The organism is Blattabacterium cuenoti (assembly GCF_014252055.1).
GTDB lineage: Bacteria > Bacteroidota > Bacteroidia > Flavobacteriales > Blattabacteriaceae > Blattabacterium > Blattabacterium cuenoti_D.
In genome coordinates, this window is the sequence record NZ_CP059208.1 from 421,581 (window position 1) to 434,094 (window position 12,514).

Annotated in this window: 14 protein-coding genes; 6 read left to right on the forward strand and 8 right to left on the reverse strand. The window is 23.4% G+C overall.

Annotated features, from left to right (window positions below; genetic code table 11):
- Positions 1–72 precede the first annotated feature (72 nt).
- Entirely contained in the window at positions 73–1,266 is a 1,194-nt protein-coding gene (clpX, locus tag H0H48_RS02095; RefSeq protein WP_185870906.1) for an ATP-dependent Clp protease ATP-binding subunit ClpX, read from the forward strand.
- Here clpX and obgE read toward each other — a convergent pair.
- The 3 genes from obgE to lpdA all read right to left on the reverse strand — a co-directional run bounded on the left by obgE (position 1,252) and on the right by lpdA (position 4,368).
- Entirely contained in the window at positions 1,252–2,256 is a 1,005-nt protein-coding gene (obgE, locus tag H0H48_RS02100; protein ID WP_185870908.1) for a GTPase ObgE, read from the reverse strand. The two genes, clpX and obgE, sit on opposite strands and share 15 nt — an antisense overlap.
- A gap of 17 nt (positions 2,257–2,273) precedes the next feature.
- Entirely contained in the window at positions 2,274–2,852 is a 579-nt protein-coding gene (locus H0H48_RS02105; RefSeq protein WP_185870910.1) for an adenylate kinase family protein, read from the reverse strand.
- A 118-nt stretch (positions 2,853–2,970) separates the two neighbouring features.
- Positions 2,971–4,368 (reverse strand): dihydrolipoyl dehydrogenase, encoded by a 1,398-nt coding sequence (lpdA, locus tag H0H48_RS02110; protein WP_185870911.1) that lies wholly within the window; start codon positions 4,366–4,368, stop codon positions 2,971–2,973.
- A 126-nt stretch (positions 4,369–4,494) separates the two neighbouring features.
- Between lpdA and fsa the strand changes: the two genes are divergently transcribed.
- Positions 4,495–5,160, forward strand: coding sequence for a fructose-6-phosphate aldolase (gene fsa, locus H0H48_RS02115; protein ID WP_185870912.1), 666 nt, complete (start codon positions 4,495–4,497; stop codon positions 5,158–5,160).
- On the opposite strand, the gene H0H48_RS02120 is transcribed toward fsa, so the two are convergent.
- The 5 genes from H0H48_RS02120 to H0H48_RS02140 all read right to left on the reverse strand — a co-directional run bounded on the left by H0H48_RS02120 (position 5,155) and on the right by H0H48_RS02140 (position 7,843).
- Entirely contained in the window at positions 5,155–5,469 is a 315-nt protein-coding gene (locus tag H0H48_RS02120) for a hypothetical protein (RefSeq protein WP_185870913.1), read from the reverse strand. The genes fsa and H0H48_RS02120 overlap by 6 nt on opposite strands.
- Positions 5,466–6,056 carry an outer membrane protein assembly factor BamD gene (locus tag H0H48_RS02125; RefSeq protein WP_185870915.1) on the reverse strand — a complete coding sequence of 197 codons (591 nt, stop codon included), beginning with the start codon at positions 6,054–6,056 and terminating at the stop codon, positions 5,466–5,468. The genes H0H48_RS02120 and H0H48_RS02125 overlap by 4 nt, the downstream gene beginning before the upstream one ends.
- Entirely contained in the window at positions 6,004–6,504 is a 501-nt protein-coding gene (locus H0H48_RS02130; protein ID WP_185871374.1) for a ferritin, read from the reverse strand. The genes H0H48_RS02125 and H0H48_RS02130 overlap by 53 nt, the downstream gene beginning before the upstream one ends.
- A gap of 7 nt (positions 6,505–6,511) precedes the next feature.
- Positions 6,512–7,402 (reverse strand): 4-hydroxy-tetrahydrodipicolinate synthase, encoded by an 891-nt coding sequence (dapA, locus tag H0H48_RS02135; protein ID WP_185870916.1) that lies wholly within the window; start codon positions 7,400–7,402, stop codon positions 6,512–6,514.
- A gap of 168 nt (positions 7,403–7,570) precedes the next feature.
- Entirely contained in the window at positions 7,571–7,843 is a 273-nt protein-coding gene (locus tag H0H48_RS02140) for an RNA recognition motif domain-containing protein (RefSeq protein WP_185871375.1), read from the reverse strand.
- 288 nt (positions 7,844–8,131) lie between these two features.
- On the opposite strand from H0H48_RS02140, the gene pncB reads away from it, so the two are divergent.
- Genes pncB through H0H48_RS02160 form a run of 4 tightly spaced genes read left to right on the forward strand, consistent with a single transcriptional unit; the run spans position 8,132 to position 12,506 of the window.
- Positions 8,132–9,304: a nicotinate phosphoribosyltransferase gene (gene pncB, locus H0H48_RS02145; protein ID WP_185870918.1), complete on the forward strand. Its 1,173-nt coding sequence runs from the start codon at positions 8,132–8,134 to the stop codon at positions 9,302–9,304.
- A 45-nt stretch (positions 9,305–9,349) separates the two neighbouring features.
- Entirely contained in the window at positions 9,350–10,693 is a 1,344-nt protein-coding gene (gene miaB / locus H0H48_RS02150) for a tRNA (N6-isopentenyl adenosine(37)-C2)-methylthiotransferase MiaB (RefSeq protein WP_238785301.1), read from the forward strand.
- A gap of 54 nt (positions 10,694–10,747) precedes the next feature.
- Positions 10,748–12,031: a sigma-54 interaction domain-containing protein gene (locus H0H48_RS02155; RefSeq protein WP_185870921.1), complete on the forward strand. Its 1,284-nt coding sequence runs from the start codon at positions 10,748–10,750 to the stop codon at positions 12,029–12,031.
- Positions 12,021–12,506: a hypothetical protein gene (locus tag H0H48_RS02160; protein WP_185870923.1), complete on the forward strand. Its 486-nt coding sequence runs from the start codon at positions 12,021–12,023 to the stop codon at positions 12,504–12,506. The genes H0H48_RS02155 and H0H48_RS02160 overlap by 11 nt, the downstream gene beginning before the upstream one ends.
- The last annotated feature ends 8 nt before the right edge of the window (positions 12,507–12,514 follow it).

The following is a 12,514-nucleotide window of genomic DNA, read 5'->3' on the forward strand; positions in this document are numbered from 1 at the left end:
GATGTGATGTAGGTAAGCTTGCTCCTTTATTTGATAGAAATAAAAAAAACCCAGAAATAAGTTTAGTAGTTTATGGAAAATATATTAATGTGTAATTTCTGTGGAAGGAAAAAAAATGAAATAATATTTTTTGTATCTGGTATTAATAACAGTCACATTTGTAATTTTTGTATAGATAAAACTTATTCTATTATACATAGTAATAATACTAAAAAAAAAGAAGAAATAAATCCTATACAAATTAAAAAACCTAAGGAAATAAAATGTTTTTTAGATGAATATGTTATAGGACAAAATGAAGCAAAAAAAATTATTTCTGTTGCTGTTTATAATCATTACAAAAGAATATTATTCTATTCTTCTAGCAAAAAGAATGAAAAAGAAATTGAAATAGAAAAATCAAATGTATTATTGATAGGGAATACAGGGACAGGAAAAACATTATTAGCAAAAAGTATTTCAAAACTATTGAATGTTCCTTTTTCTATAGCTGATGCAACAACTTTGACTGAAGCTGGGTATGTTGGAGAAGATGTAGAGTCTATTTTAACAAGATTATTACAATCTGTTAATTATGATATACGTTCTGCAGAAAAAGGAATTATTTTTATAGATGAAATAGATAAAATTTCTAAAAAGAGTAATAATCCTTCTATAACTAGAGATGTTTCTGGGGAAGGTGTTCAACAAGCTTTACTTAAAATATTAGAAGGTTCAATTATAAATGTTCCACCTCAAGGTGGTAGAAAACATCCAGAACAAAAAATGATACAAATAAATACTGAAAATATTTTATTTATAGCAGGAGGATCTTTTGATGGAATAGATCAAATAATTTTGAATAGAACAAATCAAAATTCAATAGGATATATTTCGAATAAAAATAAAACAAAAAAAAATAATAATATTATAGCTGAAGATTTGATAAAGTTTGGATTAATTCCAGAACTTATAGGAAGATTTCCTATTATAACTCATTTAAATCCATTAGATAAAAATGCATTAAAAAAAATTTTAATAAAACCTAAAAATGCTTTAATTAAACAATATCAAAAACTATTTAATATGGATAATATATCTGTTAACATAACAGATGAAGCATTAGATATAATTGTAGAAGAAACATTAAAGTTAGGTTTAGGTGCTAGAGGTTTAAGAACTTTCTGTGAAAAAATATTTTTAGAATATATTTTCAATATAGAAAATACAAAATCTATTTTGACTATAGGTAAAGAAGACGTTGTAAAAAAATTACTGCATTCTTAATTTTTTTTCTAAAATTTTATAGATTTTCTCTTTAATAAAATCTAACCCTTCTCCTGTAAAAGAAGAAATAAATGTAATATTTTCATTTATATCAGAAAATATTTTTTCTATTTTTCTTTTTTCTTTATTATTGATAATTAAGTCCGATTTAGAAATAGCTAACAATCTTTTTTTAGATAACAATTCAGGGTTAAATTTTTTTAATTCATTTAATAAAATATTATATTCTCTTTTTTTATATTTTGTTTCTGAAGAAATTAATATTAATAAAGCTGAATTTCGTTCAATATGTCTTAAAAATCGATATCCTAATCCTTTTCCACAAGACGCCATTTCTACAATACCAGGAATATCTGCAATTAAAAATGAATCAAAATTGTGTTTTATAACACCCAAATTAGGTTTTTTAGTAGTAAATGAAAAATTACCTATTTTAGGCTTTGCTTTAGTAATAGAAGATAATAAACTTGATTTTCCTGTATTAGGAAACCCTATTATCCCTATGTCTGCTAAAATTTTTAATTCTAAAGAAATCCAACACCCTTTTGTTTTAATACCAGGATGAGCGTAACGTCTAGATTTTACTAAAGAATTTTTAAAGAAAAAATTTCCTTTTCCCCCCATTCCTCCATAAAATAGGATTTTTTTTTGATTGTTTTTAATTATTTCTGTTATTACTTTTTTATTTTCATCCTTAATAACAGTCCCTATTGGAACTTGTATAAATAAATCTTTTCCATTAGCTCCGGTTATATTATTCCCTCTTCCTGGTAATCCAGATTTTGCAATCCAATGTTTGTTATATTTTAGATGAAAAAAAGTATGAATATGAGAATTTCCACAAATTATTATGTTTCCTCCTTTTCCTCCTGATCCTCCATCAGGACCACCTCTTATAATATTTCTTTCTCTATGAAAATGAATTGCTCCAGAACCACCATCTCCACTTTTACAGAAAATTTTTATTGAATCAATAAAACTTTCTTTCATCTTAATTTTAATTTTTCTTAATAAATTTCTTTTATTTTCTCTTTTATAAAAAAAAAGATTTTATCTCTAGATAAAGATGCATCTAACTTTACTATATTGTTTTTCCATTTAGTTTCATTCCAAATTAATAATGTTTCTTCTTCATATTCTTTTATTCTTCTTTGAATTGTGAATATATCAATATCATCATTACGATTGCTTGTTTTACCTCTTTTTAATAATCTATTTATAATTAGTTCTTTTTTAATATAAAAATAAAAAATTTTATTTATAACTCCTAAATGATATTTTTCTAATAATTTTTCTAAAAAATTGATCTGTTTCCTAGTTCTAGGATATCCATCATAAATAATTCCTTTAGCGTTAACATATTTTTTTACTTCTATTTCCAACATATTTGTAGTAATTTCATCAGGAACAAGAATTCCTTTACTAAGATAGTAACTAGATAATTCACCTAAATTAGTTTTATTTTTTATATGATTTCTAAAAATTATTCCAGTAGATAAGTGAACAAATTCGAATTTTTTTTCTAAAATTTTAGCTTGAGTTCCTTTCCCACATCCTGGTGGACCAAATAATACTATATGTATCATAATTTAAATTTTACATCAATGAAATAATAAATAAAGAAAATACGATAATATGGTAAATACAGAATTAATTGATTATACAGAACCAAATTTTAAATTTGGGTTTTCTGGAATGGATTTTTCATAAATGGATAGCTTTTCCATAAGCGTTAGCTATAGACTCTAAAATAGATTCACTTAGTGAGGGATGTGGATGGATACTATTCAATATTTCATAACTTGTAGACTCCAATTTCCTTGCCACTACAACTTCTGAAATAAGATCTGTTACATTATGACCTATCATATGGCAACCTAACCATTCATCATATTTTTCATCAAAAAGAACTTTAACAAACCCTTCAGTATTTTCATCTGAAATTGCTCTTCCAAGAGAACTAAAAGGGAATTTTCCTATTTTAAATTTAAATCCTTTTTTATTTAATTCTTTTTCAGTATAGCCAACTGATGCAATTTCTGGTAATGAATAAACACACGTTGGTATATTATTATAATCTATTTTTTGATGATTTATTCCCTTTATATTTTCAATGCAACTTATTCCTTCATGTGAAGCTACATGGGCTAATGATGGAGTTGGAATTACGTCTCCTATAGCATAGTATCCATCTATATTTGTTCGGTAATTTTCATCAACTATTATAAAATTATTATCAGTTTGAATCCCTATTTCTTCTATTCCTATGGATTTAGTATTTGGAACAACTCCAATAGCATACAAAATAATGTTAGAATTTAATATAACATTTTTTTCATGGGTTTTAATATCAATAATAACAGAATTGTTAGATGAGTTAGTTATTCTATTCACATAAGAAGATGTATAAACTTTAATTCCCATTTTTTCAAAAGATAGTTTTATATAATCGGATATTTCATCATCTGCATTTGGAAAAAGTTTTTCACAAATTTCTATAATATCAACTTTTGATCCCATAGAGCGATAAAAATAAGCAAACTCTAGACCTATAGCACCAGAACCTATAATTGTAATCTTTTTTGGCAACGATAATAAAGATAAGGCTTCTTTGTAAGAAATGATTTTATTAGATAATTTTTTTTTTTCTTCTACATCTTTTGGCTTAGACCCGGTAGAAATAATAATGTGTGAAGCAGAAAATTTACCTATATTTTTATTTTTTTTATTAAAAACATCAATTTTTTTTTTATTTTTCAATATAGCATTTCCATGAACAAAATGAACTCCATTTTTTTTTAGAAGAAAAAAAATTCCTTCTTTCATTTTTTCTACTGTTTTTCTGCTTTTAGAAATAACTTCAGAGAAGTTAATTTCTATATTTTCATTTTGTATTCCAAATAATTTTTGATTTTTTCTTATTAAATGTAATATTTTTGCACTATTTAAAATAGATTTTGTAGGAATACATCCCCAGTTTAAACAAATTCCACCAACGTCTTCTTTTTCTATAATAGCAACTTTCATTCCAAGTTGAGCTGCACGTATAGATGCTACATAACCTCCGGGTCCACTTCCCAAAATAATAACATCAAAATGCATAAATAATATATTTTTATAAAATTACGAATTTTTTCTTAAAATATAAGACAAGTATACAATATTTAATATGAAATATTATGTAATATATTTAAAAATAACATAAATTAGTAAATAAATTTATTTTTTATGAAATTTTTTTTGGATACAGCTAATTTAAATGAAATAAAAGAAGTTAAAAAACTAGGAATTCTTGATGGAGTTACTACTAATCCATCTTTAATTTCTAAAGAATCTCTATTTACTGAAAATGAAATAATGAATCATTATATTTCTATATGTAATATTTTGGAAGAAGGTGAAGATATCAGTGCAGAAGTAATTGGGGATAGTTATCAGAAAATAATAGAAGAAGGAGAAAAACTTTCTTTACTAAACTCTAAAATTGTAGTAAAAGTTCCAATGACAAAAGAAGGAATTAAAGCAATTCATTTCTTTTCAAAAAAGAACATCGATACTAATTGTACACTTGTTTTCTCTGTTACACAAGCTATTTTAGCAGCAAAAGTTGGAGCAAAATATGTATCTCCATTTGTTGGAAGATTGGATGATATATCCTACAATGGATTGAATCTTATTAAAGAAATAAAAAATATATATGATAATTACCGTTTTAAAACGAAAATATTAGCTGCTTCCATACGGACACCTTTACATATTATAGAATGCTCTAAAATAGGAGTAGATGCAGTTACATCTCCTGTTGGAGTAATATTATCCCTATTTAATCATCCTATGACAAAAATAGGTTTGGATAAATTTATGAAAGATTATAAAAGTAAAATAAAACTATAATTTTATTTTCCCATCTAATAAATATTGAATAGAAATAGAAGTTGCTTTAGGTAATTTTTCGTAAATTTTTGATAATTCTATTTGTTCTTTATTTTCAAATATTTCTTCTAAGTTATTTTTATTTACAAAACTAAATTCTTCTAGTTTTTTATCCATGTTTTCTTTTATTCTTTGACTTATCTTTTGACTTATCTTTTCTAAGATACATATAGTTTCGTATATATTTTTCCTAGATTTTTTTTCTAATTCAATACGGTTAATAGTTTCTGTATTAATTGGTGCTTTACTTATATTTTTTAAGAAATTCATTTAACTAAAATTTTATATAAAATTTTTAATTTTTTTGCATTAAAAGAATTAGAAAAATATTCCATATATTTTTCATAAGATTTTAAAAAAGGTTTTTTCATACAAAGCTCATATTGAGAAATACAAATATTGTATAAAACTTTTTCTTTCAAATGACTATTTGGAGAATTTTCAATGAAATTTTTCAGATAATCTAATGCAGTTTTATATCTATGCATTAGAAAATATGATTCAGCTATGCGATAATTTTTATTTTCTATCTTTAGAAATAAATTACTTAATAATCTACAAACTTCTTTTACTTTTGAACCATCAGGATCTTTTTTAATTAATTCAATTAACTTTTCAATTGTAAAAAAAACTTTTTTTTCATTTAAATCAGGTTTTATAAAATAACAATTTTTACTATTCTTAAAAAGATATATTTCATGTAAATTAATCTTTTTTTCATCATATGATGAAAGAATAGAATTCCTTTTATTTAAAAAAAAACATCCATTAAAAAAGATAAAAAATATTATTAATATAATTTTATCAATTCTTTTTATGATATTTTTTGATATCTTTATTAAATATGTATAATCCACTTTTATCTTCTCCTATTAATTCTATTTTATTCAAAATCATTTTAATTAATGCTTCCTCTTCAATTTGCTCTTCAATAAACCATTGCAAAAAATTATATGTAAAATAATCTTTTTCTCTTGAGGATAATTCTACTAAAAAATTTATTTCTTCAGAAATATCTTTTTCATGTTGAAATAATTTTTGAAACAAATCTTTTAAAGAACTATATGAAGTTTCTAAACTCTTATTATTTATTGAAATATAAAAATTTCCATTTCTCTTATTAATATATCTGATTAATTTAAACATGTGATTTCTTTCTTCATTTGAATGATCATATAAAAATTCACATATTCCTTCAAATCCAATTTTTTCAACCCAAGAAGCCATAGATAAATATAATAAAGAAGATTCTAATTCTCTATTTAATTGTTTTATTAATCCTAATTGTATTGTATCACTAAACATAATTAAATTAATTATTATCATTTATTTTTTCTAATAAATCTTTCATTTTTTGTCTTAATGAATATGTAGCTGTTACTAAAGGTAGCCTTACATATGGATCACATATTTTAATTAAACTTAAAAAAGTTTTTATCCCTGTAGGATTTCCTTCTTTATAAATAAGGTCTATTATTTTAACAATTTCATAAAATATTGAAAATGCTTCTTTTGTTTTATTTTCTATTGCTAAAGAAACCATTTTCGATATTTTTTTTGGAAATCCTTGAGCTATGACAGATATTACCCCATTTCCTCCTCCTAGTATTACAGGAAGTGCAATAAAGTCGTCACCAGATATTACACTAAAATTTTTTGGTTTATTTTCAATAATTCTATAAGATTGTAATAAATTCCCAGAGGCTTCCTTAATTCCAATTATTTTTGAAAAATCATTTGCTAAACGTAAAACAGTATCAGGCATTATATTAGAACCTGTTCTTTTAGGAACATTATAAATAATCATATTAGCATCTATATTACTTATAATAGATTTAAAATGTTCATAAACACCATCTTGTGATGGTCTATTGTAATATGGGGAAACAGAAAGAATAGCATAAAAATCAGATAAATTTTTTATACTATTTATTTTTTCTATAATATCTTTCGTATTATTTCCCCCTATTCCTAATATTAATGGTAATTTTTTATTATTTATACTTTGAATATACTCAATCACATTTTTTTTTTCTTCTTCTTTCAGAGTAGCTGTTTCAGCTGTAGTTCCTAATAAAACTAGATAATCTACTCCATTTTTTGTTACATATTTTATAAGTTTATCAAGTCCATTAAAATCAATGCTTTTATCCTTTTTAAAAGGAGTAACCAACGCTACACCTGTTCCATTTAATTTTTTCATATATAATTTACTACATTTATTTTATGATCATAAATATCGTTGTTATTTCAATATTTAATCTAATTGTAATATTATTAAATTATTTTTTGAATCTAAAAAAACAGATGTAAGCGCATTCCATTTTAATGGATAAATCAAGACTTAAAAAAAAACTAAAATTTAAAAAAATTAATAATCTCTTTTCGTTCTTGGTCTAGCTGCAGAAACTATAATGTTCCTTCCCATAAATTCTGTTCCATTTAATTTTTCTATAGCTTTTTTAGCATTTTCTTCATTAGACATTTCTATAAAACCAAAACCCTTACTCCTTTTATTTGATGAAGAATCATCAAATATTATTTTAGCATGAGTAACTTCTCCTATAGATTCAAAGTGTTCTTTTAATTCTTGTTCTGTCATATCGTATGATAAATTTCCTACGTATAATTTCGTATTGTCCATATTGTCCATATAATAAATAAGTTTTATAAAGCAAATTTAGATAAATATTTTTTCTAATTTTTATAATGTTTAATATTTTAATATAATTAATTAGTTATATAGTTTCAGTTGGTTAGTTATAATTAAATAAATTTCAACAAATAAATTATGTTTTTTTAATTAATTAAGTTTGAAAATTAAGTATTAAAAAATAGAAACTCTAATTTTTTTATGGTTTATAAAAAAACATTTTAATAATATTAATTTTGTATTAAATGTGTTTTTAAGTTTTAAGAATGTTTGATAAACATGAGTAATTTTTATGTTATTTCTTCTATTTTAGATAATGATTTTTATAAATTTACAATGCAAAATGCTGTAATAAAATTATTTCCTTCAGTAAAAGCTAGATATGAATTAATTAATCGTGGAAAACATTTTTTTCCAAAGAATTTTGCAAATATTATGAAAGAAACTATAAATATAATGTCTGATTTAAAGCTATCAGATAAAGAGAAAATATTTCTTGAAAAAAGTTGTCCTTATTTAGATTCTTCATATCTAAATTTTTTAAAAGAATATCAATATAATCCAAAAGAAGTTTCTGTTTCTCAAACAGGAGAAAACATAAAAATAAGAATAGAAGGACTATGGTATAGGACTATATTGTGGGAAGTTCCTTTAATGGCTATTATATCAGAGTTATATTACAAATTAATAGGAGCAAAATGTATACCAGAAGATATAATAATATCTTCTACAAAAGAAAAACTAATATTCTATAAAAAATTAGAAGTTAAAATAGGAGAATATGGAACTAGAAGAAGATTTTCATATAAAGTTCAAAACTTAGTATTAAAAGTTTTAACAGAAGAAAAATTACCTTTTTTCATAGGAACTAGTAATGTCCACTTTTCTCATATTTTTTCAATAAACCCAATAGGAACTCAAGGACATGAATGGATAATGTTTCATGCAGCTAAATATGGATTAAATATAGCAGATCGTACTGCAATGGAAAATTGGTTAAATATTTATAAAGGAAAATTAGGTATTATCTTATCTGATACATATACATCTTCAATTTTTTTTAAAAATTTTAATAAAAAATTATCTAATTTTTTTAAAGGAATTAGACATGATAGTGGAGATCCAATCGTTTTTATTAAAAAAACAATCAAACATTATAAAAAATTAGGAATAAATCCATTAGAAAAAATAATTGTGTTTTCAGATAACCTTACCCCAAAAAAAGTAGCATATATTTCTTCTTTTTGTAAAAAAAAAATAATTCCTTTTTTTGGAATAGGAACAAATTTTACAAATGATGTAGGATTACCTACTATGAATTTAGTTATTAAAATGGTTGAAACTTTTTTTGACAAAAAATGGATTTCTGTAGTAAAATTATCTAATGTAAAAGAAAAATCAACAGGAAGAAAAAATATGCTAATTTTAGCTAGAAAAAATCTTCATTTGTAAACACTATTTATGTTTAAAAGTTACAGTGACAATAAAAAAAATGTCATGACAAATAATAAAAACAATTTATACAAAATTTTTCATATAGAAAATTACGGATGTCAAATGAACATTTCGGATAGTGAAATAATTACTTCTATTTTATTGACACATGGATTTGTTATTTCAGAAAAAATTGAAACAGCAGATATACTATTGTTAAATGCTTGTTCTATAAGAGAAAAAGCAGAGTTAAGTTTAACTAAAAAATTAGAACAGCTAAGATTTTTAAAGAAAAAAAAGAAAGTTTTATTTGGAATTACAGGTTGTTTCTCTAAACAACTAAAAGAACTTTTTTTAAAAGAAAAAAGAGCAGATTTCTTTGTTGAACCAGATCATTATAAAGAAATACCTAATATTATTCAATCTATCTCAAATGGAATAAAATCTATACCTTTTCCAAGAAGAAAAGAAACATATAGTGATATTATACCATTTTCTAATAATAAAAAAGTAACAACATTTTTAAGTATAACAAGAGGGTGTAACAATATGTGTACATTTTGTATAGTTCCATTTACTAGAGGAAGAGAAATAAGTAGTGATCCTAATATTATAATAAAAGAATGTAAACGTTTATATAAAATTGGATATAAAGAAGTTACTTTGCTAGGGCAAAATGTTGATTCCTATGAATGGAAAATAGGAGATTCTAAAAATAGATTTATAAAATTTTCTGATCTTTTGAACTTGTTAGCTGAAGAAATTCCTTTAATGAGAATACGATTTTCTACGTCTAATCCACATGATATGTCTGAAAACGTTATTAGAGTTATATCTAAATACCCTAATATATGTAAGCATATACATTTACCAGTTCAATCTGGAAGTAATAAAATACTTAAATTAATGAATAGAAAATATACACGAGAAGAATATATTAATTTAATAGAAAAAATTAGGAGTATTATTCCTGAATGTTCAATATCTCATGATATTATGACTGGATTTTGTGGAGAAGATGAAGAAGATCATAAGGATACTATTAGTTTAATGAACAAAATTAAATATAATTACGGTTACATGTTTTATTATTCTCCAAGACCAGGAACATTATCTTACAGAAAATTTAGAGACGATGTTCCAATAAGTATAAAGAAAAAAAGATTAAAAGAAATTATAGATTTGCAAAGAAAACATTCATTATACCGTATGAAGAAATTTATTGGGGAAACACAAAAAATATTAGTAGAAGGAATTTCTAAAAAAAATTGTAAAAACTTATACGGAAGGAATACTCAAAATATAGTTGTAATTTTTCCAAAAAAAAATTTTGTATCAATAGGCGATAATATAAATGTAAAAATATTGGATAATACATCTGCAACTTTAATAGGTAAAATTGATTAATTTTTAACTATAAAAATTAAAAATAATAAATATCAACAAAACTCTAATTCTAATATGGAGTCTATCCAAAATATAAAACATAAATTTGGAATAATAGGATATGATTATCCTTTGCATCAAGCTATAGAAAAAGCGGTACAAGTAGCTCCTACTGATATTTCAGTATTAGTTCTTGGAGAGAGTGGTGTAGGAAAAGAATTTATACCAAAAATAATACATCAATTTTCTTGCAGAAAACATAATTCATATATTGCTGTTAATTGTGGAGCTATTCCTGAAGGAACTATTGATAGTGAACTTTTTGGGCACGAAAAAGGATCTTTTACAGGGGCTACAAACATGAGAAAAGGATATTTTGAAGGAGCAAATGGAGGGACAATTTTTCTAGATGAAGTTGGAGAGTTACCTTTAACTACCCAAGTGCGTCTTCTTCGAATCTTAGAATCTGGAGAATTTATTAAAGTCGGATCTTCAAAAATCCAAAAAACGAATATAAGAATAGTTGCAGCTACTAATTTGAATATGATAGAGTCTATACAAAAAGGAAAGTTTAGAGAAGATTTATATTATCGATTAAATACAGTACAAATAAATGTACCTCCTTTACGATCCCGTAAAAATGACATTAAACTTTTATTTAAAAAATTTTCTAACGGTTTTGCTGAAAAATATAACATGCCTCCAATAAAATTAACTGAAGAATCTTTGAAATATATGGAAAATTATTCTTGGCCAGGAAACATAAGACAGTTAAAAAATATAATAGAACAGATTTCTGTAGTAGAAAAAGAAAGAGAAATTTCTGTAGAAAAATTAAAAGAATATATTCCGGATAATATTCCTTCGGTTCATCTTCCTTATTTTAATAACTTTAATGATAATTTTACTCATAACTATTCTAAAGAAAGAGACTTTATATACAAAATATTATTTGATATGAAAAAAAGTTTAAATGATTTAAAAAATATAACTTTTCAATTAATAAAAAATAATCCAAACAATGATAAATTTTTGGAAGAAAATCAAGATATTATAAAAAAATTATTTGGTCATATCATTAATCAAGCTTCTAAAGATAGTTTTTTTCAACTTGAACATTTTTCTAAAATATCTAGTAATAAAAATATAAATACATCTTGTAATCATAGTTTCAATTATGAAGAAATTGAAAAAAATTCCCCAAAAGAAGAAATACCTTCTTTTTCTTTGCGAAGAAAAGAAAAAGAATTTATTCAAAAAGCTTTGAAAAAAAATAATGGAAAAAGAAGCAAAGCAGCTAAAGAACTTGGAATTTCGGAAAGAACATTATATAGAAAAATTAAGCAGTATGGATTATAAAAATATTTTTTTTGTTTTTACTTTTATGTTTTTTTCTTTTAATTCATCTTTTATTCCGTTTTTTAGTAAAAAAAAAACAATAGAAATTGGAGAATTTACAGAAAAAATTAGATTTCTTGATAAATCTTTTGCTTTTGATATTAAGAAAAATCTTGAAGAATGTGTGGAAAAATATAGTTCTTTAAAAATGGTTCCTGAAAATGGAGATATTGTTATAAAAGGAGTTTTTTTAGATTATATAATGACTTATGTAGGAGATACTCCAATACAAAAATTTAAATTAATAATGAGAATATATTATAAAGATAAATTAGAACCTAAAAAAAACTGGAAAAAATGTTTTTCTTCGTCAGAATACTTTTTATATAAAAATTATGAAGATAATATATTTTTAAACGAACCCGCAATAGATCAAGTTACAAGATATTTAACAATAAAAATATTCAATAAAATATCTTCTTGCAGTGAAGATTAAGGTAAAAG